Raw genomic sequence first — 23,278 nt, 5'->3', positions numbered from 1 at the left:
GCCTGAACGAGATCCTGCCATGAGTGAAGAGATTCTGATCAACATCACGCCGATGGAATCGCGCGTGGCGGTGGTCGAAAACGGTGTCCTGCAAGAGGTTCATGTCGAGCGCACGCAAAAGCGCGGGATCGTCGGCAACATCTATAAAGGCAAAGTCGTGCGGGTATTGCCGGGCATGCAGGCGGCATTTGTCGATATTGGCCTGGATCGCGCAGCGTTCATCCATGCTTCGGAAATTTCCCTGCGTGAAGGCCCGGCGGTGGAGAGCATCAGTGCCCTGGTGCACGAAGGCCAGAGCCTGGTAGTGCAAGTCACCAAAGACCCGATCGGCTCCAAAGGCGCGCGCCTGACCACTCAGCTGTCGATCCCTTCGCGCTACCTGGTGTACATGCCGCGCACCGCACATGTCGGCATTTCGCTGAAGATCGAAGACGAAGCCGAGCGCGAACGCCTCAAGCAAGTGGTCAGTGATTGCGTCGCCAAAGAAGGCATCCAGGAGGCCGGTGGTTTTATCCTGCGCACGGCAGCCGAAGGCGCCGGGGCTGACGAGATACTCATGGACATTCGCTATCTGCGAAGGCTCTGGGATCAGATCAATGTCCAGATCAAAACCATCAGTGCGCCCAGCGTGATCTATGAAGATCTCGGCCTGGCGCTGCGCACCTTGCGTGACCTGGTCAGCCCGAAGATCGAGAAGATCCGCATCGACTCACGGGAAACCTTCCAGAAAACCACGCAGTTCGTCGCCGAACTGATGCCGGAAATCGCCGATCGTCTGGAGCACTACCCTGGCGAGCGACCGATTTTCGATCTGTACGGCGTCGAAGACGAAATCCAGAAAGCCCTGGAACGCAAAGTCCCGCTGAAGTCCGGCGGTTACCTGGTGGTCGATCCGGCAGAAGCCATGAGTACCATCGACGTCAATACAGGGGCGTTCGTCGGTCATCGCAATCTCGAAGAAACCATCTTCAAGACCAACCTCGAGGCTGCAACCGCCATCGCTCGTCAATTGCGCCTGCGCAACCTGGGCGGGATCATCATCATCGACTTCATCGACATGGAAGATGAAGAGCACCAGCGCCAAGTGCTGCGCACGCTGGAGAAGCAGCTGGAGCGTGACCACGCCAAGACCAACATCATCGGCATCACCGAGTTGGGCCTGGTTCAGATGACGCGCAAGCGCACCCGCGAAAGCCTCGAGCAGATATTGTGCGAGCCGTGCACCAGTTGCCAGGGCCGTGGCAAGTTGAAGACCCCGGAAACCGTTTGCTACGAAATCTTCCGCGAAATCCTCCGCGAAGCTCGCGCCTATCAGGCGGAAGGCTATCGTGTATTGGCGAACCAGAAAGTCGTCGATCGCCTGCTTGATGAGGAGTCGGGCAACGTTGCCGAGCTTGAAGGGTTTATCGGGCGCACCATTCGGTTCCAGGTAGAAACCATGTATTCCCAGGAACAATACGACGTGGTGCTGCTCTGATTCGTTGCATTTTGATTGTTTCTGAACGGCTGGCCTCAGCTTTTTGCAGGATTTTTTGCCATGGGAGCCAACTGACATGGAGCGTCTGACACGCATTTTGGCCGCATTGACCCGCTGGGGTCTGGGCCTGTGCGCGTTGGTTTTGGTGTTGATGGCGTTGTACGTCAGTCTGGGCCGGGAGCTGGCGCCCTTGTCGGCCGAGTACCGTGCCGAAGTCGAAGCAAAGGCCGGCGAGGCCTTGGGCATGCCGCTGCAAATCGGTGAGTTGAAAGGCAGCTGGAGGGGTTTCGCCCCTGTTTTGTCGGCTCACGATGTGACCGTGGGCGAGGGCGCGAACGCCCTCCACCTGGATCATGTGCAAGCAGTGCCGGACCTTTGGGCGAGTGTGCTGGCGCGTGACGTGCGCATCGCCCATCTGGAACTCAGCGGCCTGAAGATCAGCCTCAAGCAAGGCGACGACGGTCAGTGGGCGCTGGAAGGCTTGCCGGTCAAGGACGATCAGCCCCTCGATCCGGAACAGTTGCTCAATCGCATGCAGATGCTCCAGCAGTTGTCGTTGCTCGACAGCCAGATCACCTTGCAGCCGTGGGGAGCGTCGCCGCTGACCTTGACCTACGTCGGCCTGAATCTGAAAACCGGTGCCACCCGGCAACGGCTCGATGCCCGCCTGACCCTGCCGGATGGGCAACCGCTGGCCATGAGCCTGCGCACGCGCATTCGCGCGAGCGAGTGGAAGGAGGGGGCAGCCGAGATTTACCTGAGCCTGCCGCAAAGCGACTGGTCGAAATGGTTGCCCGAGAGCATCAGCCAACAGTGGAATTTTTCCGAAATAAAGGCCGGTGGCGAGCTGTGGGCAACCTGGGGCCAAGGCATGCTGCAAAGCGCCGCAGTGCGTTTGAATGCCCCCCAACTCAAGGGTGCCTATGCCGACCGTAAACCGGTTCAGATCAATAATCTGGCGCTAAACGGCTATTTCCAGCGCAGTGCTGAAGGCATGTTGGTGACGGTGGACTCCCTGGCGATGAACCTCGGCGAGACCCGCTGGGAATCGCGTCTGCAAGTCAAGCAGTCTGCCGCTGACGACAAGTCCGGGGAACTCTGGCATTTGCAGGCCGACCGCTTCGAGCTTACCCCGCTCACGCCATTGCTCAATGCCTTGGCACCACTGCCTGAAGGCTTTGCCACGGTGGTCGAGCGACTAAAGGTCACCGGCGGGTTGCGTAATGTGCTGATCGATGTGCGGCCCGATGCCACGGATGACAGCAAGTTCAGCTTTGCTGCCAACCTCGACCGGGTCGGTTTCGACGCCTATCACGGTGCGCCGGCGGCGCGAAATGTCACGGGCAGCATCAGCGGTGACCTTGGTCATGGCGAATTGCGCATGGACAGCAAGGATTTCATGCTGCACCTGGACCCGATTTTCGCCAAGCCATGGCAGTACATTCAAGCCAATGCCCGCCTGACCTGGAAGCTCGACAAAGAAGGTTTCACCCTGATCGCGCCCTACCTGAAAGTGTTGGGCGAAGAGGGCAAGATAGCCGGCGATTTCCTGATCCGCCTGCATTTTGATCACACCCAGGAAGACTACATGGACCTGCGGGTCGGTATGGTCGAGGGTGACGGTCGTTATACCGCCAAGTACCTGCCGGCGGTCCTCAGCCCGGCGTTGGACGAATGGCTGCGCACGGCGATTCTCAAAGGTGCGGTGGATCAAGGTTTCTTCCAGTACCAAGGGTCGTTGAACCACGGCGCGGCCGACACCGCGCGCAGCATCAGTCTGTTTTTCAAGGTGCACGATGCCGAATTGGCATTCCAGCCGGGTTGGCCCCATGTCAGCAAGGTCACGGGTGATGTGTTCGTGGAAGACAGTGGTGTGAGGATACTGGCCAGCAAGGGGCAACTGCTCGACACCCAGGTCAGCGATATTTACGTCAATATTCCCCATGCACCGGAAGGGCAAAGTCCTCACCTGTTTCTCGACGGCGCGTTCGCCGGGGGCCTGGGCGATGGCCTGAAAATCCTGCAGCAAGCACCGATCGGTACCGCCGACACCTTCGCCGGATGGGAAGGCGACGGTGATTTGCAAGGCAAGTTGAAACTGGATATTCCACTGACCAAGGGCGAACAGCCGAAAATTCTGGTCGACTTCAAGACAGCCAAGGCTCGCCTGAAGCTGGCCGAACCGCCTCTGGAACTGACTCAGCTCAAAGGCGACTTCCGATTCGACAGTGCCAAAGGACTGAGCGGGCAGAACATCACCGCCCGTGCGTTCGACAAACCGGTGAGCGCGCAGATCTTCGCCGATGGTCGCGAGGGCAAGCTCAATACACGGGTCACCGCTTCGGGGCAGGTCGAAGTCAAAAAACTCTCGGAGTGGCTGAGCGTAACCCAGCCACTGCCTGCCAGCGGCGTGATTCCGTATCAGCTGAAACTGACCCTGGATGGGGCTGATAGCCAATTGATGGTCAACTCCGATCTCAAAGGCGTTGCAATTGATTTGCCGGCACCTTTCGGTATGACAGCAGATGCGGGGCGCGATACGACGTTCCGCATGACCCTGCAAGGAGCGGAGCGTCGTTACTGGGTGAATTATGGCGAAGTGGCCAACTTCACCTTTGCCGCACCGACCGGCAATTTTGCCGAGGGGCGCGGTGAGTTGTTCCTGGGCAATGGCGATGCGGTGCTGCCTGACGTAAAAGGCCTGCGGGTGCGCGGTGTGCTGTCGGAGCTGGACATCGGCCCGTGGCAGGACCTGATGAACAAATATGCCGGGAAAGACCCAAGTGGCAGTGCCAAGCAGCTGCTCAGCGGCGCGGATTTCAAGGTTGGCAAGCTCAGCGCCCTCGGCACCACGCTGGATCAGGCGTCGGTGCAGTTGACACGCAAGCCGGCCTCCTGGGCTTTGCAACTCGACAGTCAACAGGTCAAGGGCAGCGCCAGCATTCCTGATGCGAAAGCCGCGCCGATCGTGATCAATCTGCAAACCATACGTCTGCCGGCACCCGACCCCACGGTCCTGGCCGACGAGAATTCGCCGGATCCGCTGGCGTCTGTAGACCCGAGCAAGATCCCGGCACTGGATATCACCATCAATCAACTGTTCCAGGGCAATGACCTGGTGGGCGGCTGGTCGTTGAAGGTGCGTCCGACGGGCAGGGGCATTGCTCTCAACTCGCTGGACATGGGCCTCAAGGGCATCCTGTTGCAAGGCAACGGCGGTTGGGAAGGCGTACCCGGCTCCAGCACAAGCTGGTTCAAGGGGCGGATCAACGGCAAGAACCTGGCGGATGTGCTCAAGGGCTGGGGCTTTGCGCCAAGCGTCACCAGTCAGGAATTCCGTATGGATGTCGATGGCCGGTGGCCCGGCTCACCGGCCTGGTTAGCGTCCAAGCGATTCTCCGGCACCCTCGATGCTTCGATGAAGGAAGGCCAGTTTGTGGAAGTCGAGGGCGGTGCTCAGGCATTGCGGGTGTTCGGGTTGCTCAATTTCAACTCCATTGGCAGGCGTTTGCGCCTGGATTTCTCCGACCTGTTCGGTAAAGGTTTGAGCTACGACAGGGTCAAGGGGCTGCTGGTGGCAACCAACGGTGTGTACGTCACCCGCGAGCCGATCCAGATGACAGGCCCCTCGAGCAATGTTGAACTCAATGGCACCCTGAACCTGGTGGGCGATCAGATCGACGCCAAATTGGTGGTGACCTTGCCGGTGACCAACAACCTGCCGATTGCCGCTCTGATCGTCGGCGCACCGGCCATTGGCGGGGCGCTGTTCCTGATCGACAAGTTGATTGGTGATCGTGTGGCCCGTTTTGCCAGCGTGAAATACACCGTCAAAGGCCCCTGGAAAGACCCGAAAATCACCTTCGACCAACCTTTTTGAAACGCCAGCCTTCGGACCTTTGGAGTAGCATGGTCAGAACGGCTCGCCCCCCTGTAGGAGCGAGCTTGCTCGCGAAGAATGTGAGAACACCGCATTCATCCAGGCAGTACGGGTTATCGCTCACGTCCACCGCGAGCAAGCTCGCTCCTACAGGTTTGTGTTGATTTCAATCAAGGAAAAGCCCATGTCTGTTGCGGTGATTCAAATGGTCAGCCAGAGCGATGTTCTGGCCAATCTGGCCCAGGCCCGTCGCTTGTTGGAGCAGGCTGCGGCCGCGGGTGCCAGGCTTGCCGTGCTGCCGGAAAACTTCGCCGCCATGGGCCGACGCGATATTGCCGACATCGGCCGCGCCGAGGCGCTGGGCGAAGGCCCGATACTGCCCTGGTTGAAACAGACCGCACGCGACCTCAAATTATGGATAGTGGCTGGCACTTTGCCGTTGCCTCCGGTGGATCAACCGACGGCCAAGTCGCATGCCTGCTCATTGCTGGTCAATGATCAGGGCGAAACGGTGGCGCGCTACGACAAGTTGCATTTGTTCGACGTGGACGTAGCCGACAATCGCGGCCGTTATCGCGAATCCGATGACTATGCTTATGGCAGTGGGGTAGTGGTTGCGGACACGCCGGTGGGGCGAGTCGGCCTGACGGTCTGTTATGACTTGCGCTTCCCGGAGTTGTACAGCGAATTGCGTGCCGCCGGCGCGGAACTGATTACCGCGCCGTCGGCCTTTACCGCGGTGACCGGCGCCGCGCACTGGGACGTGCTGATCCGCGCGCGGGCCATCGAAACCCAGTGTTATGTGCTCGCGGCTGCCCAGGGTGGGACGCATCCGGGGCCGCGGGAAACCTGGGGCCATGCGGCAATCGTCGATCCATGGGGACGCGTGTTGGCGCAACAGGATCAGGGCGAGGCCGTGCTGCTGGCCGAACGTGACAGCAACGAACAGGCGTCCATCCGGGCGCGGATGCCGGTATCCAGTCACCGGCGCTTTTTCTCGCAGGGCGCCCAGCGACCTGCATCAGAACGACGAATTTAAGGCGTAAAACATATGAGCGAGTTGTTGTCCTCAGTCAGTGAACACCTCCTGGCGCCCGGCGGCGTAACGATCGAAAGTCTGCAAGGTGTGCTTGGCGACCTGGCCGGTCCGGGTATCGATGCTGCCGACCTGTATTTCCAGGGGCAGATCTCCGAGTCCTGGGCGCTGGAAGACGGCATCGTCAAGGAAGGCAGCTTTAACCTTGACCAGGGTGTGGGGGTGCGGGCGCAATCGGGTGAAAAAACCGGTTTCGCCTACAGCAACGCGATCACCCTGGAAGCCCTGGGGGCGGCGGCCCGTGCTGCCCGTTCGATCTCCCGTGCCGGGCAAAATGGCACGGTGCAAGCGTTCACCACCCAGGATGTCGCGCAGTTGTACGCGCCGGACAATCCTCTGGAAGTGTTGAGCCGTGCCGAGAAGGTCGACCTGCTCAAACGTATCGATGCCGCCACGCGCGCGCTCGATCCGCGTATCCAGCAAGTCACCGTAAGCATGGCCGGTGTCTGGGAGCGAATTCTGGTGGCATCCACCGACGGCGGGCTGGCGGCGGATGTGCGGCCGCTGGTGCGTTTCAACGTCAGTGTGATCGTCGAGCAGAACGGCCGTCGCGAGCGCGGTGGTCATGGCGGTGGCGGTCGCACCGATTACCGTTATTTCCTCGCCGAAGATCGTGCCATGAGTTATGCCCGCGAAGCGCTGCGTCAGGCACTGGTCAATCTGGAGGCAATTCCTGCGCCGGCTGGCACATTGCCGGTGGTGCTCGGTTCGGGCTGGTCAGGCGTGCTGCTGCACGAAGCGGTCGGCCACGGTCTGGAAGGTGACTTCAATCGCAAGGGCAGCTCGGCCTATAGCGGGCGCATGGGCGAGATGGTTGCCTCCAAGCTCTGCACCATCGTCGATGACGGCACCCTGTCCGGTCGCCGTGGCTCCTTGAGCGTTGACGACGAAGGTACCCCGACCGAGTGCACCACGCTGATCGAGAACGGCGTGCTCAAGGGTTATATGCAGGACAAGCTCAACGCGCGCCTGATGGGCGTGGCCCGCACCGGTAACGGGCGTCGTGAATCCTACGCGCACTTGCCGATGCCACGCATGACCAACACCTACATGCTGGCCGGCGAAAGCGACCCGGCGGAAATCATTGCGTCGGTGAAGAAGGGCATCTACTGCGCCAACCTTGGCGGCGGTCAGGTCGATATCACCAGTGGCAAGTTCGTGTTCTCCACCAGCGAGGCGTACCTGATCGAAGACGGCAAGATCACCGCCCCGGTCAAAGGCGCGACCTTGATCGGCAACGGCCCGGAAGCCATGAGCAAGGTGTCGATGGTCGGCAACGATCTGGCGCTGGATAGTGGAGTAGGGACGTGCGGCAAGGATGGGCAGTCGGTGCCGGTGGGTGTCGGCCAGCCAACGCTGAAAATTGATGCGATTACCGTGGGTGGCACGGGCTCGTAAGGAATGGAGCGGCGGGTGAGTCGCGTGGCGACTCACCCGGTTCGGGAATCAACGCAGACCGCGTTGAGTCTCGTCCAGCTCACGGATGTACTTGAAGATTTTACGGCTGGAAGCAGGAGGCTTGTTTTGCGCAACCTCGTGCTGGGCCTGACGGATCATGGAACGCAGTTGCTGGCGATCGGCGTCAGGGTAGTCGACGACGAATTTTTCCAGAACGGCATCGTCACCGGCAATCAGGCGATCCCGCCAGCGCTCCAGGTTATGGAAGCGCTCGTTGTACTGGCGAGTGGAGGCATCGAGTTGGTCGAGCAAAACCAGAATGGCGTCAGTGTCCTGATCGCGCATCAATTTGCCGATGAACTGAAGATGCCGTTTACGCGCGATGTTCGCGGTGTGCTTGGGGGCATCGGCCAGGGCCCGGCGCAAGGCGTCGGTCAAAGGCAGTTTTGCCACCAAGTCAGGCTTGAGTGTTGTAAGGCGCTCGCCAAGATCAACCAGAGCATGCAGCTCGCGTTTGACCTGGGATTTGCTTTTTTCTCCCGTATCGAGGGAGTCGTCGTAAGAATCAACCATGGTGGCCGTCCGCAAAGAAACGCCGCCATGATAACCAGTCGGGGGCCGCTTGTCCGGCCCGGTCGCTCGATGACCGTCACCGAAAGCAGAATTTGAGTGGAGAACAGCATGAGTGCAGTTGAAAGCGTCGGCCCACAAGCATTGCCGGCACTGCAAGAACAAGTCGAGCAGATCATCGCTGAAGCCAAGCGCCAGGGTGCCAGTGCCTGTGAAGTGGCGGTGTCCCTGGAGCAGGGGCTGTCGACTTCGGTACGCCAGCGTGAAGTCGAAACCGTCGAATTCAACCGTGATCAGGGCTTTGGTATCACCCTGTACGTGGGTCAACGCAAGGGGTCGGCCAGCACCTCGGCCAGTGGTCCGGAGGCGATTCGGGAAACCGTGGCGGCGGCACTGGCCATCGCCAGGCACACCTCCGAAGACGAAGCGTCGGGCCTGGCCGATGCGGCGTTGATGGCCAGGGATCTGCAAGATTTTGATCTGTTCCACGAATGGGACATCACCCCGGAGCAAGCCATCGAAAAGGCCCTGCTCTGCGAAGCGGCGGCATTCGATGCCGACGCACGCATCAAGAACGCCGACGGCACCACCCTGAGTACCCATCAGGGTTGCCGAGTCTACGGCAACAGCCACGGGTTTATCGGCGGCTATGCATCGACCCGGCACAGCCTGAGCTGCGTGATGATCGCCGAGGCCGATGGCCAGATGCAGCGTGATTACTGGTACGACGTGAACCGTCAGGGCAACCTGCTGGCCGACCCGGTGAGCATCGGCCAGCGCGCCGCGCAACGGGCGGCGAGTCGCCTGGGCGCGCGTCCGGTGCCGACCTGCGAAGTGCCGGTGCTGTTTTCCGCGGAATTGGCCGGTGGTTTGTTCAGCAGTTTCCTGTCGGCGATTTCCGGTGGCAACCTGTATCGCAAGTCATCGTTCCTTGAAGGCACGCTGGGGCAGAAGCTGTTTCCGGAGTGGCTGACCCTCGACGAGCGTCCGCACCTGATGCGAGCCTTGGGCAGTGCGGCGTTCGATGGCGATGGCCTGGCAACCTACGCCAAACCGTTCGTCGAGAAAGGCGAACTGGTGTCCTATATCCTCGGTACTTACTCCGGTCGCAAACTCGGCATGCCGAGCACCGCGAATGCCGGCGGTGTGCACAACCTGTTCGTCACCCATGGCGACGAAGACCAGGCGGCCTTGCTGCGGCGCATGGGACGTGGCTTGCTAGTGACAGAGTTGATGGGGCAGGGCCTGAACATGGTGACGGGCGATTACTCCCGTGGCGCGGCGGGTTACTGGGTTGAGAACGGCGAAATCCAGTTCGCGGTTCAGGAAGTGACCATCGCCGGCAACATGCGTGACATGTTTAAGCAGATCCTCGCCGTGGGTAACGATCTGGAACTGCGCAGCAACATTCGTACGGGCTCGGTGCTGATCGAGCGGATGACAGTCGCCGGTAGCTGATCTTTCTCGCTGTAAAAAAAGGCGCGCCACCCATCGGGTGGCGCGCCTTTTTTTATGCGCCGTGCGCTGCCCCCTGTAGGAGCAAAGCTTGCTCGCAATGGCGACGTAATAGTCGACATCGATGCTGAATGTTAATCCGTCCTCGCGAGCAAGCCTTGCTCCTACAGAAGCATTTGTGCGCTGCGGTACACTTGTTTTGGTTCTCATTATCATCTAATAATAAATCTCATTACCGAATGAGCCCGGATCATGAGTTCTGCCTTGCACGAGCAGCCTTACCTCGAAAACTGGCGCTGGATGAGTCGCCAGATCCGTTGCGCGATGGATCCCGACGAGCCTCGCCTGATCGAACATTATCTGGCCGAGGGCCGGTACCTGGCCTGTTGCACGGCAACCTCACCCTGGACCGTCGCTGAAACCTCCTTCCGTTTGCTACTCGATACCGCCGCCGATGTCGCGCTGCCCTGGCACTGGCGCACCTACTGCCTGGATCAGGCCTGGCGCCCGTTGCGTGATCTGGAACGCCTCTCTCTGTGCAAATGCCGCCTAAAGCGCTGGCAAAGCTACACCTGGCAACTGGCGACCTGCGAGTTGCAACCCTCGATTCCCTTAATTGAACTGGTGCAAGGATTTTCAGATGACCAAGACACGTATTGAGCGCGACAGCATGGGTGAACTACAGGTCCCGGTAGATGCCCTCTACGGCGCGCAGACGCAACGTGCGGTGGATAACTTCCCGATCAGCGGCAAACCGATGCCGGTGCAGTTCATTCGCGCGCTGATCCTGGCCAAGGCCGCGGCCGCCCGCGCCAACATCGAGCTCAAGCAGATCAGCGAATCCCAGGGCAAAGCCATCGTCGATGCAACGCAAGGTCTGCTTGAAGGCGATTTCATGCAGCACTTCCCTGTGGATATCTTCCAGACGGGCTCCGGCACCAGTTCCAACATGAACGCCAACGAAGTGATCGCCACGCTGGCCAGCCGTTTGCTCGGCGAACCGGTGAATCCCAACGATCACGTCAACTGCGGCCAAAGCAGCAACGACATCATTCCGACCACCATCCACGTCAGTGCGGCGCTGGCGCTGCATGAACAGCTGCTGCCGGCGTTGACCGGGCTGGTGCAGGTGATCGAGCGCAAGGCCGGGCAGGTGCATCACTATGTCAAAACCGGGCGTACCCACCTGATGGATGCAATGCCGGTGCGCATGAGCCAGGTGCTCAACGGTTGGGCGCAGCAGCTCAAGGCCAACATCGGTCATCTGCAGGATTTGCAGCCAAGCCTGCAATCCCTGGCCCAGGGTGGCACGGCGGTGGGCACCGGGGTCAATGCGCATCCCGAGTTCGCCGCGCGGTTCAGCCAGCAGCTGAGCAAACTGACCCAGGTTCAATTCACGCCGGGTGTGGATCTGTTTGCGCTGATCGGTTCCCAGGACACCGCCGTCGCTGTCTCCGGGCAACTCAAGGCGACTGCCGTATCGCTGATGAAAATCGCCAACGACCTGCGCTGGATGAATTCCGGACCGTTGGCCGGCCTGGGTGAAATCGAACTCGAAGCCTTGCAACCGGGCTCTTCGATCATGCCGGGCAAGGTCAACCCGGTGATTCCTGAAGCCACCGCCATGGTGGCGGCTCAAGTCATCGGCAACGACACCGTCATTACCATCGCCGGGCAGTCGGGCAATTTCGAGCTGAACGTCATGCTGCCGATCGTCGCCCAGAACCTGCTCAGCAGCATCGAATTGCTGGCCAATGCCAGCCGTCTGCTCGGTGAAAAGGCTATCGCCAGCTTCAAGGTCAACGACGCACGGCTCAAGGAAGCGTTGTCGCGTAACCCGATTCTGGTGACCGCACTCAACCCGATCATTGGCTACCAGAAGGCTGCGGAAATCGCCAAGAAGGCTTATCAGCAAGGCCGGCCCGTGATCGATGTCGCCCTGGAACATACCGACCTGTCGCGCAGCCAGCTGGAAGAGCTGCTTAACCCGGAAAAACTCACCGCTGGCGGCGTGTAAATACCACCACCGCTTTGGAGGTTCACCATGGAGCACTGGAAACGCACGATCGAAAGAGCCAACCGCTTTTTCATGTTGGGTGAACTGGTCGATGCTCGCGAGGCTTACTTGCAGGCATTGGCCCTGGCCCAAGTGTTGTTCGAGCGCTGGGCGGATGCCGATGAAGCGGTGGCGGCCTGCGTGATTTCCCATCACAACCTGGCAGACCTGCATTTGCGTTTGAACCAGCCGGAGGAGAGCGCCGAGTACCTGTGCGCGATTCACCAGCGGCTGTTGCAGGTCATGCAGGATCCGCGGCTGCCGCAAGCCTTGCGTGAAGCTGCGTTGCGCCAGAGCAGCAAAACCTACGTCGAGCTGCTGAATTTCATCAGCGAACATGGCGAGTACCCGCGCACCCATCGCTTGCTGCACATCGATGCCGCCACGCCTGCGCCCCAACCACATGGAGTTCATTGAAATGGCTTTTACCTTGCCTGTTTTGCCGTACGCCTATGACGCCCTGGAACCGCACATCGATGCGCAGACCATGGAGATTCACTACACCAGGCATCACCAGACCTACATCAACAACCTGAACGCCGCGGTCGAAGGCACTGAGTTTGCCGAGTGGCCGGTGGAAAAACTGGTGGCCGCCGTGCAGCAACTGCCGGAAAAACTCCGTGCGGCAGTGATCAATCAGGGCGGTGGTCACGCCAATCATTCGTTGTTCTGGGAAGTCATGGCGCCCCATGGCGGTGGCAAGCCTGAAGGTGCACTGGCCAACGCCATCGATGAGCAACTGGGTGGTCTCGACAGCTTCAAGGATGCCTTCACCAAAGCGGCGCTGACCCGTTTCGGCAGTGGTTGGGCCTGGTTGAGCGTGACGCCGCTAAAGACTCTGGTGGTGGAAAGCAGCGGTAACCAGGACAGCCCATTGATGAGCGGCAATACGCCGATCCTCGGCCTGGATGTCTGGGAGCACGCCTATTACCTGCAGTATCAGAACCGCCGCCCGGAATACATCAGTGCGTTCTACAACGTGATCAACTGGCCTGAAGTTGCTGCGCGCTATCAGGCTGCACTGATTTAAGTCTTCATAAAAACAATCCAAGGCTGACTATGGGCACTGAAACACTGGCGATCGGAAGTGGACGAATGTTTCGTTACGCGTTTGGATCGCTGTTAATGCTGGCGGGCATGAGCTTGCTGGTGGCGCACGGGCTGGAGTGGCTGGAACTGGAACCCAGGTTGTCGCGGGCGTTGCAGGGCGGGGCGATCTGCGCCCTCGGCACTGCGCTGGGTGCGGTGCCGGTGCTGGTGATCCGGCGCATGCCCCAGGCTCTGGGCGATACTTTGTTGGGGTTTGGTGCTGGCGTGATGCTGGCGGCGACTGCGTTTTCGCTGATCGTACCCGGCATAGCGGCAGCAGAAAGCCTTGGCATGACCCCTTGGACGGCCAGTGGCCTGATCTGTATGGGCATCATGCTCGGCGCATTTGGTCTGTATCTGGTGGATCGCAAAGTGTCCGGTGCATCGCCGCAAATGCTCGTGGGCACGGTGGAGCATCCGGTGATTGCGCCGCGGATCTGGCTGTTCGTGTTCGCGATCATTGCCCATAACATTCCCGAAGGCATGGCCGTCGGCGTTTCGGCAGGTGGTGGTATGCCTGATGCCGACAGCCTGGCGATGGGCATTGCGTTGCAGGATGTGCCGGAAGGGCTGGTGATTGCCCTGGTATTGGCCGGAGCAAGGATGTCGCGGTTCAAGGCGTTCCTGATCGGTGCCGCATCAGGCCTGGTCGAGCCGGTGTTCGCCCTGTTGTGCGCGTGGCTGGTGAGCCTGGCCGAACTGCTGTTGCCTTTGGGCCTGGCATTGGCAGCCGGGGCGATGTTGCTGGTGGTGACCCACGAAGTCATTCCCGAGTCGCGTCGACACGGTCATGACAAACTGGCCAGCCTTGGGCTGTTGATCGGATTCTGTCTGATGATGGTGATGGACACTGCGCTCGCCTAGGCGAGCATTCACTCGCCTTCGTCGAAGAAGTTGTTGATCAAGGCCACCAGCGCATCCATCGCTTCCTGCTCCTGCTCGCCTTCCGTGCTCAGATGGATTTTGGTGCCCTTGCCGGCGGCGAGCATCATCATGGCCATGATGCTTTTGCCATCGACGGTGGATTCCGGCGTGCGTCCTACCCTGATCGTGCAATCCTTGAATTGACCGGCGACCCCGACGAATTTTGCAGACGCCCGGGCATGCAGGCCCAGTTTGTTGATGATTTCGATTTCCAGAGCAGGCATCGCGATGTGAATCCTTTAGCTGAGGTCGCGGTGGCGGACCTGGACGTTCTTCAGGGATTGCTGCAGGGTCTTGCCCAAACGTTCGGTCAGGTAGACAGAGCGGTGATGTCCGCCGGTGCAACCGATGGCAATGGTGACATAAGCACGGTTGCTGGCAGCAAAGCGGGGTAGCCATTTGAGCAGGTAGGTGGAGATATCCTGGAACATTTCTTCGACATCCGGCTGTGCCGCCAGGTATTCGGCAACTGGTTGATCGAGCCCGGACTGCGCGCGCAACTCCGGTTTCCAGTAGGGATTGGGCAGGCAGCGCACATCGAACACCAGGTCGGCATCGACCGGCATGCCACGCTTGAAGCCGAAAGACTCCACGAGGAAAGCTGTGCCGGGTTCCGGCTGGTTCAACAGGCGTAGCTTGATGGTATCGCGCAGTTGATACAGGTTCAGGTTGGTGGTGTTCACCTTGAGATCGGCCAGGTCGGCGATAGGGCCGAGCAGGTCCGTTTCATCATTGATCGCCTCGGCCAGCGAGCGATTGGCACTGCTCAGCGGGTGGCGACGGCGGGTTTCAGAGAAACGTTTGAGCAGGGTTTCTTCGTCGGCATCCAGGTAAAGGACATCACACTGGATGTGACGGCTGCGGACTTCTTCCAGCAGCTCTGGGAACCGCGACAAGTGGCTTGGCAGGTTGCGTGCATCGATGGAGACGGCAACCAGCGGCTGTGACAGCTCAGTGTGAATCAACGCACGTTCGGCCAGCTCCGGCAACAAGCCGGCAGGCAGGTTGTCGATGCAGTAGTAGCCGTTGTCCTCAAGCACATCGAGGGCGGTACTTTTACCTGAGCCTGAGCGGCCGCTGACGATGATCAAGCGCATGATTAGTGCCCGTTTTGCTCGTCCAGGACAACCTGATACAAGGCTTCATTGCTCGGAGCGCTACGCAGTTTGTCGCGCACGTCCTTGCGGTCGAGCATGCTGGCGATCTGGCGCAACAGCTCCAGGTGCGCATCGGTAGCGGCTTGCGGGACCAACAGGACGAACAGCAGGTCAACCGGTGCGCCATCGATGGCGTCGAAATCGATAGGGGCGTCAAGGTGCATCAAGGCACTGATGGGCGAGATGCAACCCTTCAGGCGACAATGGGGGATGGCGATGCCGTTGCCAAAACCGGTCGAACCGAGTTTTTCACGGGCAATCAAAGCCTCGAAGACATCTTGCATCTCCAGACCCGGCACTTCGCGGGCGATCAGATTGGCAATTTGCTCGAGGGCTTTCTTTTTGCTGCCGCCCGGCACGTTCACCAGGGAACGGCCGGGGGTCAGGATGCTTTCAAGTCGGATCATGGGTTGGGAGTGTTAACGACCGGTAGCGCCCTGGAGGAGGCTCTGGGTCTTTTCCTTATGCTTTTTGAGTTGTTTATCCAGCTTGTCGGTCAGTGCGTCGATCGCCGCGTACATATCGGTATGTTCCGCGTTGGCGACCACTTCATTGCCGGGAATATGCAACGTGGCTTCGATTTTCTGCTTCAGCTTTTCGACCGTCATCGTGACCTGCACGTTGGTGATCTTGTCGAAATGTCGCTCCAATCGTTCGAGTTTTTCGCCGATGTAGGTGCGAAGAGGTTCGGTCACTTCCAGTTGGTGTCCACTGATGTTGACTTGCATACAGCTTCTCCTTCGTTGCCAGTGCATAAAGCGGTAGATCAGATGATCTACCACTGGAACGCTGTGGCGTGGCTCTACATCAACCGCTTGCGTTCGCTCGAAGGCGCGATCCCGAGGGATTCGCGGTACTTGGCGACGGTGCGGCGAGCCACCTGAATGCCTTGTGCCTCCAGTAAACCAGCGATCTTGCTGTCACTCAACGGCTTTTTCTGATTTTCCGCGGCAACCAGTTTTTTGATGATCGCGCGGATCGCCGTGGACGAGCATTCGCCGCCTTCAGAGGTGCTGACGTGACTGGAGAAAAAGTACTTCAGTTCATAGATGCCCCGGGGGGTATGCATGAATTTCTGTGTGGTCACTCGAGAGATCGTTGACTCGTGCATGCCGACCGCTTCAGCGATGTCATGCAGGACCAGTGGTTTCATGGCTTCGTCGCCATATTCCAGGAAGCCGCGCTGATGCTCGACGATCTGGGTGGCCACTTTCATCAGGGTTTCGTTGCGGCTTTGCAGGCTCTTGATGAACCAGCGGGCCTCCTGCAACTGATTGCGCATGAAGGTGTTATCAGCGCTGGTATCGGCGCGGCGCACGAAGCCGGCGTACTGGGCGTTGACCCGCAGCCGTGGCACCGACTCCTGGTTCAGCTCCACCAGCCAGCGCTCATTGTCCTTGCGCACGATCACGTCAGGGACGACGTATTCGGCTTCGGTGGATTCGATCTGCGAGCCGGGACGCGGATTGAGGCTCTGAACCAGTTCGATGACCTGGCGCAACTCATCTTCCTTGAGCTTCATGCGGCGCATCAACTGGCTGTAGTCACGGCTGCCGAGCAGGTCGATAAAATCGGTCACCAGGCGCTTGGCCTCGGTCAGCCATGGAGTCTTGGCCGGCAACTGGCGCAATTGCAGCAACAGGCATTCGCCCAGGTTGCGGGCGCCGATGCCGGCAGGTTCGAATTGCTGGATGCGGTGCAGGACGGCTTCGATTTCGTCCAGTTCGATGTCCAGTTCCGGATCGAAGGCCTCGAGTATTTCCTCGAGTGTTTCGTCCAGATAGCCCTGATTGTTGATGCAGTCGATCAGGGTTACGGCGATCAGGCGGTCGGTGTCGGACATCGGCGCCAGGTTCAATTGCCAGAGCAAGTGGCTTTGCAGGCTTTCACCGGCGGATGTGCGGGTGGTGAAATCCCACTCATCGTCATCGTTGCTCGGCAGGCTGCTGGCGCTGGTCTGGTAAACGTCTTCCCATGCCGTGTCGACAGGAAGTTCGTTGGGGATGCGCTCGTTCCAGTCGCCTTCGTCGAGGTTATCAACGGTTGGCGCGCTTTCCTGGTAGGAGGGTTCCTGAGTCTCGGTGTTGGGCTTCTGTTCGGCGTTGTCGGCCAAGGGGTCAGTGTTATCGAAGTCGTCGCCTTCTTCCTGGCGTTCGAGCATCGGATTGGACTCCAGGGCCTCCTGGATTTCCTGTTGCAGGTCCAGGGTCGACAATTGGAGCAGACGGATGGCCTGTTGCAGCTGCGGTGTCATCGTCAGCTGCTGGCCCATTCTCAAGACTAGCGATGGTTTCATGGCAGGGGCTTAACACCTTATTCGCCGGCGCACATGCGCCATCCACTACAGGGCGCCGGAGCGCCAAACATAAGCAAATTATATGCCCGAAGTTGCGGTGTTTGCCTAGAGCGCCGTAACAATAAAAAAGAGTTGATTTTTTATCGAGACAAGCGCTCGGTCGACTAGCCAGGCGCCTCAGTGCTTACAGGCGGAACTCATGCCCCAGGTACACTTCCTTGACCAGGTCGTTGGCCAGGATGGTATGAGCGTCACCTTCGGCGATCAGTTGGCCATCGTTGACGATGTAGGCGGTTTCGCAGATATCCAGGGTTTCACGGACGTTGTGGTCAGTGATCAGGACGCCAATGCCCTTGGCCTTCAGGTGGTGAATGATCTGTTTGATGTCGCCCACCGAAATCGGGTCCACGCCAGCGAAGGGTTCGTCGAGCAGGATGAATTTTGGATTGGTGGCCAGTGCACGGGCAATTTCCACGCGGCGACGCTCGCCACCGGACAGGCTCATGCCAAGGTTGTCGCGAATGTGGCTGATGTGGAATTCCTGCAGCAGGCTTTCCAGCTCTTTGCGACGACCGGCCTTGTCGAGTTCCTTGCGGGTCTCGAGGATGGCCATGATGTTGTCGGCCACCGAGAGTTTGCGGAAGATCGACGCTTCTTGCGGAAGATAGCCGATACCGGCCTTCGCGCGACCGTGCATGGGCTGGTGGCTGACGTCCAGGTCGTCGATCAGCACGCGGCCCTGATCGGCCTGAACCAGGCCAACGATCATGTAGAAACAGGTGGTCTTGCCGGCACCGTTGGGGCCAAGCAGGCCGACGATCTGACCGCTGTCGATGGACAGGCTGACGTCACGCACGACCTGGCGGCTCTTGTAGCTCTTGGCCAGATGCTGAGCTTTCAGAGTTGCCATTACTGGGCCTTTTGCTCGTCGGTTTTCTTTTTCGGCTGGATCACCATGTCGATGCGCGGACGCGCCTCGGTGACTTTACTGCCGGTGGCGCGACCGGCACTGGCCAGCTTCTTGACCGTGTCGTAGACGATTTTCTCGCCTTGGGTGGTGTTGTTGTCCTTGTCGATGACTTTGGCGCGATCAATCAGCACGACGCGGTTCTGCGTGGCGTGGTACTGGATCGTCACTCCCCAACCTTGGACGGGCTTGGTGTCACCCTGGGTTTGCAATTGCTCGAAGTAAGCCAGGTTGCCCACTGAAGTCATCACGTCGATATCGCCGGCAGGGGTGCGGGTGACGGTCACGGTGTTGCCGGTAACCTTCATCGAGCCCTGGGTAATGATCACGTCACCTTTGTAGGTGGCAATGCCATTCTTGTCGTCCAGCTGGGCATCGTCGGCCTGGATGCGGATAGGCTGCTCTTGATCGTTCGGCAGGGCCCAGGCGCTCACGCTTCCCAGTGCTGCGCCCAGACTGAGCAAAATAGGGAGGGTTTTAACGAGCCTCATACTGTCCTCTTACGTTCGAGAGCAGGTGTATCCTGCTTTCTTTCAAATACGCTTTCATTCCAATGCCTGTCGATACACCGCCGGCGCCGTCGATTCTAACGGGTTGCTCGGTCTGCGCATATTGCTGCTGCGGGAACACCGTCATGCGAGTGGTGGTGATCAGGGTTTTGCGGTTTTTCTCGTCGAAACGCGTGATGCGTACAGAATCGATCAGTTCGACCTGTGTGCCGTCGGGGTTGACTTCACCCTTCTCGCTCTGGACGTGCCATGGAAACTCGGTGCCACGGAATATGTTCAGGTCGGGGTTGGTCAGCAATGTCACTTCGGTGGCTTTGAGGTGCTCGACCTTGTCCGAAGTCATGTCGTATTGCAATTTCCCGTCCGGCAGGAACTGCACGCTATGGGCGTTGGTGGCGTAATAGTCGATCGCGCTTTCGTCGACTTGCGCAACCGGCTTGTCGAGGAAGCGTTCCGGGCTGATGTTCCAGTAGCCGACCGCGGCGAAAATCGCCGCGATGCAGCCGAATATCAGGATGTTGCGAATCTTTTTGCTCAGCATGTCTGGCTCACAGGTACGCGGCGTTGGCCGCATCGAGGCGGCCCTGGGCGCGCAGGATCAATTCGCAGAATTCGCGGGCGGCACCTTCGCCACCGCGGGCCTGGGTAATGCCATGGGCGTGTTCGCGCACGAAACTGGCGGCGTTGGCCACTGCCATGCCCAGTCCCACGCGGCGAATCACCGGCAAGTCAGGCAAATCGTCACCCAGGTAGGCGACCTGTTCATAGCTTAGGTTGAGTTGGCCAAGAAGCTCGTCGAGCACCACCAGTTTGTCTTCGCGACCCTGATACAGATGTGGAATGCCGAGGTTCTTCGCCCGTCGCTCGACCACCGGAGTCTTGCGGCCGCTGATGATGGCGGTCTGCACGCCGGCGGCCATCAGCATTTTGATGCCTTGGCCGTCGAGGGTGTTGAACGTCTTGAATTCGCTGCCGTCTTCGAGGAAGTACAGGCGCCCGTCGGTGAGAACGCCGTCGACGTCGAAAACTGCCAGCTTGATCTGTTGGCCGCGTTGCAGCAGGTCCGTGCTCATTACATTACCCCCGCACGCAGCAAGTCGTGCATGTTCAAGGCGCCGACCGGGCGGTCTTCACCGTCGACCACCACCAGTGCATTGATTTTATGGTCTTCCATGATTTTCAGGGCCTCGGCGGCGAGCATCTCGGCGCGGGCGGTCTTGCCGTGGGCGGTCATGACCTGATCGATGGTGACGCTGTGGATGTCGATGGTGCGGTCCAGGGTGCGGCGCAGATCGCCGTCGGTGAAGATCCCGGCCAGCTTGCCGTCGGCTTCAAGGATTACAGTCATGCCCAGGCCCTTGCGGGTCATTTCCATCAGGGCGTCCTTAAGCAGGGTGCCGCGCTGAACCTGCGGCAGTTCTTGCCCGGCGTGCATGACGTTTTCCACTTTCAGCAACAGACGTCGGCCCAGTGCACCACCAGGATGGGAAAAGGCGAAGTCTTCGGCAGTGAATCCGCGGGCTTCCAGCAAGGCGACGGCCAGGGCATCGCCCATGACCAGCGCGGCGGTTGTCGAAGAGGTGGGCGCCAGGTTCAGCGGGCAGGCTTCATGCTCGACGATAACATTGAGGTTGACCTCGGAGGCCTTGGCCAGCGGCGAATCGGGATTACCGGTCATGCTGATCAGTTGGATGCCCAGGCGCTTGATCAGCGGCAGCAGGGTCACGATTTCATGGGTGGAGCCGGAATTCGACAGCGCCAGGATGATGTCGTCGCGGGTGATCATGCCCATGTCACCATGACTGGCTTCAGCCGGGTGGACGAAAAATGCCGGGGTGCCGGTGCTGGCCAGGGTAGCGGCGATCTTGTTGCCGATATGCCCCGACTTGCCCATGCCGACCACGACTACGCGGCCTTTGCTGGCCAGAATCATCTCGCAGGCGCGTACGAAATCTGCGTCGATATGCGGCAGCAAGCCTTGTACGGCTTCCACCTCGAGGCGGATGGTGCGTTGGGCGGATTGAATCAGGTCGCTGGATTGGCTCATGTCAGAAATCATTTAGCCTGATGAAAAGGCGGCGATTATAACGGTTATGATCAAAACCCTCACGCAAGTTCGTCGCGCATTGTCATTCCCTGCTACCGAATCCCGCCAGGTAATGCTTTTGGCTCGTCATGTTGCTGCACATGGCCCGGCAATGACCTTGGGTGCCTGGCGTTTGCAGTGATATAGTTCGCCGCCAGTTCGGCCCGCCCGGGAATATGTGCTTTCGTCAGAAAGTCAGGCGTCCGAGTGAGAGGCTGCATCGCAAGGAGTTTAGATGAGTGCCGATAACGCCTACGCGGTCGAGCTGAAGGGACTGACCTTCAAGCGCGGTGCGCGCAGCATTTTCAATAACGTCGATATCCGTATTCCCCGCGGCAAGGTCACCGGCATCATGGGACCTTCCGGGTGTGGCAAGACTACGCTGTTGCGGTTGATGGGCGCGCAATTGCGGCCTACCCGGGGCGAAGTCTGGGTCAACGGCCAGAACCTGCCGAAACTCTCGCGCAGCGATCTGTTCGATGCCCGCAAGCACATGGGCGTGCTGTTTCAGAGTGGCGCACTGTTTACCGATCTCGATGTGTACGAGAACGTGGCCTTTCCGCTGCGCGTTCACACCGAGCTGCCGGATGAAATGATCCGCGATATCGTCCTGCTCAAGTTGCAGGCCGTGGGTTTGCGTGGCGCCATCGAACTGATGCCTGACGAACTGTCCGGTGGCATGAAGCGTCGTGTCGCACTGGCGCGGGCGATTGCGCTCGATCCGCAGATTCTCATGTATGACGAGCCCTTTGTCGGTCAGGACCCTATCGCCATGGGTGTGCTGGTGCGCCTGATCCGCCTGCTCAACGATGCTCTGGGCATCACCAGTATCGTGGTTTCCCACGACCTGGCCGAGACCGCGAGCATTGCCGATTACATTTATGTAGTGGGCGACGGGCAGGTGTTGGGGCAGGGCACGCCCAAGGAGCTGATGAATTCGGACGACCCGAAAATTCGTCAATTCATGACCGGGGAGCCCGATGGCCCGGTTCCGTATCACTTTCCAGCGCCGGATTACCGCGCAGATCTCCTGGGGAAGCGCCGCTGATGCGCAGAATTACATTAATAGAACGCGTACGCCGGTTTGGTCGGGCCGGGATCGACACTGTTGCGGTGTTCGGTCGTTCGACGCTGTTCCTGTTTCACGCGTTGCTGGGCCGCGGCGGCATCGGCGGCGGTTTCGGCCTGCTGGTCAGGCAATTGCACTCCGTGGGCGTGATGTCGCTGGTGATCATCGTGGTCTCCGGCATCTTCATCGGCATGGTGCTGGCGCTGCAGGGCTTCAATATCCTGTCCAGTTACGGTTCGGAGCAGGCGGTAGGGCAGATGGTAGCGCTGACCCTGTTGCGCGAATTGGGTCCGGTGGTGACGGCTTTGCTGTTTGCCGGGCGTGCCGGTTCGGCGTTGACGGCCGAAATCGGCAACATGAAGTCCACCGAACAATTGTCCAGCCTGGAAATGATCGGGGTCGACCCGCTCAAGTACATCATTGCCCCACGCCTGTGGGCCGGTTTCATTTCCCTGCCGGTGCTGGCGATGATTTTCAGCGTGGTGGGTATCTGGGGTGGCTCGTGGGTGGCGGTTGACTGGCTGGGTGTTTATGACGGCTCCTACTGGTCGAACATGCAGAACAGCGTGACCTTCGCGGACGATGTGCTCAACGGCATCATCAAAAGCATGGTTTTTGCCTTTGTCGTGACCTGGATCGCCGTATTCCAAGGCTATGACTGCGAGCCCACTTCCGAGGGGATCAGTCGTGCCACTACCAAGACCGTGGTGTATGCCTCTCTGGCTGTGCTCGGCCTGGACTTTATTCTGACCGCCTTGATGTTTGGAGATTTCTGATGCAAAACCGCACCCTGGAAATCGGTGTCGGCCTTTTCTTGCTGGCCGGCGTCCTGGCTTTATTGTTGCTGGCGCTGCGGGTGAGTGGCTTGTCCCCGAGTCCGAGCACCGACACTTATAAACTTTATGCGTATTTCGACAATATCGCCGGTTTGACGGTCAGAGCTAAAGTGACCATGGCCGGTGTGACCATCGGCAAGGTCACGGCGATCGATCTGGACCGCGACAGTTTCACCGGTCGAGTGACCATGCAGCTGGAAAAGCGTGTGGATAACCTGCCCGCCGACTCCACTGCGTCTATCCTGACTGCTGGCCTGTTGGGCGAGAAATACATCGGCATCAGCGTGGGCGGGGAAGAAGCCCTGCTCAAGGATGGCGGGACCATCCATGACACCCAGTCGTCGCTGGTGCTCGAGGATCTGATCGGTAAGTTTCTTCTCAATACCGTAAGCAAAGACGCCAAATGAGGAATT

24 protein-coding genes are annotated in these 23,278 nt (G+C 59.4%); 13 read left to right on the top strand and 11 right to left on the bottom strand.

The window, feature by feature from the left end; translation table 11 throughout:
* Positions 1–19: 19 nt before the first annotated feature.
* From rng to tldD, 4 genes are all read left to right on the top strand, one after another.
* On the top strand, positions 20–1,477 hold the full coding sequence (gene rng, locus GPL81_RS26735) for a ribonuclease G (protein ID WP_096513454.1): 1,458 nt from the start codon (positions 20–22) through the stop codon (positions 1,475–1,477).
* Positions 1,478–1,553: 76 nt separating this feature from the next.
* Positions 1,554–5,357, top strand: a complete 3,804-nt coding sequence (locus tag GPL81_RS26730) for a YhdP family protein (RefSeq protein WP_160109147.1) — start codon at positions 1,554–1,556, stop codon at positions 5,355–5,357.
* A 184-nt stretch (positions 5,358–5,541) separates the two neighbouring features.
* Entirely contained in the window at positions 5,542–6,396 is an 855-nt protein-coding gene (locus tag GPL81_RS26725; RefSeq protein ID WP_160109146.1) for a carbon-nitrogen hydrolase family protein, read from the top strand.
* A 12-nt stretch (positions 6,397–6,408) separates the two neighbouring features.
* Complete coding sequence (tldD, locus tag GPL81_RS26720) at positions 6,409–7,851, top strand: metalloprotease TldD (RefSeq protein ID WP_160109145.1); 1,443 nt, start codon at positions 6,409–6,411, stop codon at positions 7,849–7,851.
* 48 nt (positions 7,852–7,899) lie between these two features.
* Here the strand turns inward: tldD and yjgA are convergent, their stop codons facing one another.
* Complete coding sequence (yjgA, locus tag GPL81_RS26715; RefSeq protein WP_008018722.1) at positions 7,900–8,424, bottom strand: ribosome biogenesis factor YjgA; 525 nt, start codon at positions 8,422–8,424, stop codon at positions 7,900–7,902.
* A 108-nt stretch (positions 8,425–8,532) separates the two neighbouring features.
* Between yjgA and pmbA the strand changes: the two genes are divergently transcribed.
* The 6 genes from pmbA (at position 8,533) to GPL81_RS26685 (ending at position 13,885) form a co-directional block, all read left to right on the top strand.
* Positions 8,533–9,879: a metalloprotease PmbA gene (gene pmbA / locus GPL81_RS26710; RefSeq protein WP_096513450.1), complete on the top strand. Its 1,347-nt coding sequence runs from the start codon at positions 8,533–8,535 to the stop codon at positions 9,877–9,879.
* 249 nt (positions 9,880–10,128) lie between these two features.
* A complete protein-coding gene (locus GPL81_RS26705) occupies positions 10,129–10,536 on the top strand; it encodes a FagA protein (RefSeq protein ID WP_160109144.1) in 408 nt (135 codons plus the stop codon).
* Positions 10,517–11,893: a class II fumarate hydratase gene (locus tag GPL81_RS26700; RefSeq protein WP_160109143.1), complete on the top strand. Its 1,377-nt coding sequence runs from the start codon at positions 10,517–10,519 to the stop codon at positions 11,891–11,893. Before GPL81_RS26705 ends, GPL81_RS26700 begins: the two co-directional genes overlap by 20 nt.
* Before the next feature lie 27 nt (positions 11,894–11,920).
* Entirely contained in the window at positions 11,921–12,349 is a 429-nt protein-coding gene (locus GPL81_RS26695) for a hypothetical protein (protein WP_160109142.1), read from the top strand.
* 1 nt (position 12,350) lies between these two features.
* Positions 12,351–12,962 carry a superoxide dismutase gene (locus GPL81_RS26690; protein ID WP_160109141.1) on the top strand — a complete coding sequence of 204 codons (612 nt, stop codon included), beginning with the start codon at positions 12,351–12,353 and terminating at the stop codon, positions 12,960–12,962.
* A 29-nt stretch (positions 12,963–12,991) separates the two neighbouring features.
* Complete coding sequence (locus GPL81_RS26685; RefSeq protein WP_160109140.1) at positions 12,992–13,885, top strand: ZIP family metal transporter; 894 nt, start codon at positions 12,992–12,994, stop codon at positions 13,883–13,885.
* Between the two features lie 8 nt (positions 13,886–13,893).
* Here the strand turns inward: GPL81_RS26685 and GPL81_RS26680 are convergent, their stop codons facing one another.
* From GPL81_RS26680 to GPL81_RS26635, 10 genes are all read right to left on the bottom strand, one after another.
* Positions 13,894–14,169 carry an HPr family phosphocarrier protein gene (locus GPL81_RS26680; RefSeq protein WP_096513444.1) on the bottom strand — a complete coding sequence of 92 codons (276 nt, stop codon included), beginning with the start codon at positions 14,167–14,169 and terminating at the stop codon, positions 13,894–13,896.
* Positions 14,170–14,184: 15 nt separating this feature from the next.
* The gene (gene rapZ / locus GPL81_RS26675) at positions 14,185–15,042 is read right to left on the bottom strand and encodes an RNase adapter RapZ (protein ID WP_096513443.1); all 858 of its coding nucleotides are present in this window, start codon (positions 15,040–15,042) and stop codon (positions 14,185–14,187) included.
* A gap of 2 nt (positions 15,043–15,044) precedes the next feature.
* Positions 15,045–15,509 carry a PTS IIA-like nitrogen regulatory protein PtsN gene (gene ptsN, locus GPL81_RS26670; RefSeq protein ID WP_096513442.1) on the bottom strand — a complete coding sequence of 155 codons (465 nt, stop codon included), beginning with the start codon at positions 15,507–15,509 and terminating at the stop codon, positions 15,045–15,047.
* A gap of 12 nt (positions 15,510–15,521) precedes the next feature.
* Positions 15,522–15,830: a ribosome hibernation-promoting factor, HPF/YfiA family gene (hpf, locus tag GPL81_RS26665; RefSeq protein WP_007941242.1), complete on the bottom strand. Its 309-nt coding sequence runs from the start codon at positions 15,828–15,830 to the stop codon at positions 15,522–15,524.
* A 74-nt stretch (positions 15,831–15,904) separates the two neighbouring features.
* Entirely contained in the window at positions 15,905–17,398 is a 1,494-nt protein-coding gene (locus tag GPL81_RS26660; protein ID WP_160109139.1) for an RNA polymerase factor sigma-54, read from the bottom strand.
* A 184-nt stretch (positions 17,399–17,582) separates the two neighbouring features.
* On the bottom strand, positions 17,583–18,308 hold the full coding sequence (lptB, locus tag GPL81_RS26655; protein WP_096513440.1) for an LPS export ABC transporter ATP-binding protein: 726 nt from the start codon (positions 18,306–18,308) through the stop codon (positions 17,583–17,585).
* Entirely contained in the window at positions 18,308–18,856 is a 549-nt protein-coding gene (lptA, locus tag GPL81_RS26650; protein WP_096513439.1) for a lipopolysaccharide transport periplasmic protein LptA, read from the bottom strand. Before lptA ends, lptB begins: the two co-directional genes overlap by 1 nt.
* Positions 18,843–19,415 (bottom strand): LPS export ABC transporter periplasmic protein LptC, encoded by a 573-nt coding sequence (gene lptC / locus GPL81_RS26645; protein ID WP_121104990.1) that lies wholly within the window; start codon positions 19,413–19,415, stop codon positions 18,843–18,845. The genes lptA and lptC overlap by 14 nt, the downstream gene beginning before the upstream one ends.
* 7 nt (positions 19,416–19,422) lie before the next feature.
* The gene (locus GPL81_RS26640) at positions 19,423–19,947 is read right to left on the bottom strand and encodes a KdsC family phosphatase (protein ID WP_096513437.1); all 525 of its coding nucleotides are present in this window, start codon (positions 19,945–19,947) and stop codon (positions 19,423–19,425) included.
* Positions 19,947–20,921, bottom strand: coding sequence for a KpsF/GutQ family sugar-phosphate isomerase (locus GPL81_RS26635; RefSeq protein WP_096513436.1), 975 nt, complete (start codon positions 20,919–20,921; stop codon positions 19,947–19,949). Before GPL81_RS26635 ends, GPL81_RS26640 begins: the two co-directional genes overlap by 1 nt.
* Before the next feature lie 274 nt (positions 20,922–21,195).
* Here GPL81_RS26635 and GPL81_RS26630 point away from each other — a divergent pair, with 274 nt between their 5' ends.
* The 3 genes from GPL81_RS26630 to mlaD are packed head-to-tail and all read left to right on the top strand — an operon-like array spanning position 21,196 to position 23,272.
* The gene (locus GPL81_RS26630) at positions 21,196–22,008 is read left to right on the top strand and encodes an ATP-binding cassette domain-containing protein (protein ID WP_160109138.1); all 813 of its coding nucleotides are present in this window, start codon (positions 21,196–21,198) and stop codon (positions 22,006–22,008) included.
* A complete protein-coding gene (mlaE, locus tag GPL81_RS26625; RefSeq protein ID WP_160109137.1) occupies positions 22,008–22,805 on the top strand; it encodes a lipid asymmetry maintenance ABC transporter permease subunit MlaE in 798 nt (265 codons plus the stop codon). Before GPL81_RS26630 ends, mlaE begins: the two co-directional genes overlap by 1 nt.
* Positions 22,805–23,272 carry an outer membrane lipid asymmetry maintenance protein MlaD gene (gene mlaD, locus GPL81_RS26620; RefSeq protein WP_096513433.1) on the top strand — a complete coding sequence of 156 codons (468 nt, stop codon included), beginning with the start codon at positions 22,805–22,807 and terminating at the stop codon, positions 23,270–23,272. Before mlaE ends, mlaD begins: the two co-directional genes overlap by 1 nt.
* The last annotated feature ends 6 nt before the right edge of the window (positions 23,273–23,278 follow it).

Origin of the sequence: Pseudomonas izuensis (assembly GCF_009861505.1) — a bacterium.
Classification (GTDB): Bacteria; Pseudomonadota; Gammaproteobacteria; order Pseudomonadales; family Pseudomonadaceae; genus Aquipseudomonas; species Aquipseudomonas izuensis.
The sequence above is the reverse complement of the archived record's forward strand: the minus strand, read 5'-3'. Positions and strand labels throughout refer to the sequence as shown.

Bases quoted from the DNA above. Each gene is read 5' to 3' on its own strand.
- rng (WP_096513454.1), top strand. From the start codon at position 20: ATGAGTGAAGAGATTCTGATCAACATCACGCCGATGGAATCGCGCGTG.
- GPL81_RS26730 (WP_160109147.1), top strand. From the start codon at position 1,554: ATGGAGCGTCTGACACGCATTTTGGCCGCATTGACCCGCTGGGGTCTG.
- GPL81_RS26725 (WP_160109146.1), top strand. From the start codon at position 5,542: ATGTCTGTTGCGGTGATTCAAATGGTCAGCCAGAGCGATGTTCTGGCC.
- tldD (WP_160109145.1), top strand. From the start codon at position 6,409: ATGAGCGAGTTGTTGTCCTCAGTCAGTGAACACCTCCTGGCGCCCGGC.
- yjgA (WP_008018722.1), bottom strand. From the start codon at position 8,424: ATGGTTGATTCTTACGACGACTCCCTCGATACGGGAGAAAAAAGCAAA.
- pmbA (WP_096513450.1), top strand. From the start codon at position 8,533: ATGAGTGCAGTTGAAAGCGTCGGCCCACAAGCATTGCCGGCACTGCAA.
- GPL81_RS26705 (WP_160109144.1), top strand. From the start codon at position 10,129: ATGAGTTCTGCCTTGCACGAGCAGCCTTACCTCGAAAACTGGCGCTGG.
- GPL81_RS26700 (WP_160109143.1), top strand. From the start codon at position 10,517: ATGACCAAGACACGTATTGAGCGCGACAGCATGGGTGAACTACAGGTC.
- GPL81_RS26695 (WP_160109142.1), top strand. From the start codon at position 11,921: ATGGAGCACTGGAAACGCACGATCGAAAGAGCCAACCGCTTTTTCATG.
- GPL81_RS26690 (WP_160109141.1), top strand. From the start codon at position 12,351: ATGGCTTTTACCTTGCCTGTTTTGCCGTACGCCTATGACGCCCTGGAA.
- GPL81_RS26685 (WP_160109140.1), top strand. From the start codon at position 12,992: ATGGGCACTGAAACACTGGCGATCGGAAGTGGACGAATGTTTCGTTAC.
- GPL81_RS26680 (WP_096513444.1), bottom strand. From the start codon at position 14,169: ATGCCTGCTCTGGAAATCGAAATCATCAACAAACTGGGCCTGCATGCC.
- rapZ (WP_096513443.1), bottom strand. From the start codon at position 15,042: ATGCGCTTGATCATCGTCAGCGGCCGCTCAGGCTCAGGTAAAAGTACC.
- ptsN (WP_096513442.1), bottom strand. From the start codon at position 15,509: ATGATCCGACTTGAAAGCATCCTGACCCCCGGCCGTTCCCTGGTGAAC.
- hpf (WP_007941242.1), bottom strand. From the start codon at position 15,830: ATGCAAGTCAACATCAGTGGACACCAACTGGAAGTGACCGAACCTCTT.
- GPL81_RS26660 (WP_160109139.1), bottom strand. From the start codon at position 17,398: ATGAAACCATCGCTAGTCTTGAGAATGGGCCAGCAGCTGACGATGACA.
- lptB (WP_096513440.1), bottom strand. From the start codon at position 18,308: ATGGCAACTCTGAAAGCTCAGCATCTGGCCAAGAGCTACAAGAGCCGC.
- lptA (WP_096513439.1), bottom strand. From the start codon at position 18,856: ATGAGGCTCGTTAAAACCCTCCCTATTTTGCTCAGTCTGGGCGCAGCA.
- lptC (WP_121104990.1), bottom strand. From the start codon at position 19,415: ATGCTGAGCAAAAAGATTCGCAACATCCTGATATTCGGCTGCATCGCG.
- GPL81_RS26640 (WP_096513437.1), bottom strand. From the start codon at position 19,947: ATGAGCACGGACCTGCTGCAACGCGGCCAACAGATCAAGCTGGCAGTT.
- GPL81_RS26635 (WP_096513436.1), bottom strand. From the start codon at position 20,921: ATGAGCCAATCCAGCGACCTGATTCAATCCGCCCAACGCACCATCCGC.
- GPL81_RS26630 (WP_160109138.1), top strand. From the start codon at position 21,196: ATGAGTGCCGATAACGCCTACGCGGTCGAGCTGAAGGGACTGACCTTC.
- mlaE (WP_160109137.1), top strand. From the start codon at position 22,008: ATGCGCAGAATTACATTAATAGAACGCGTACGCCGGTTTGGTCGGGCC.
- mlaD (WP_096513433.1), top strand. From the start codon at position 22,805: ATGCAAAACCGCACCCTGGAAATCGGTGTCGGCCTTTTCTTGCTGGCC.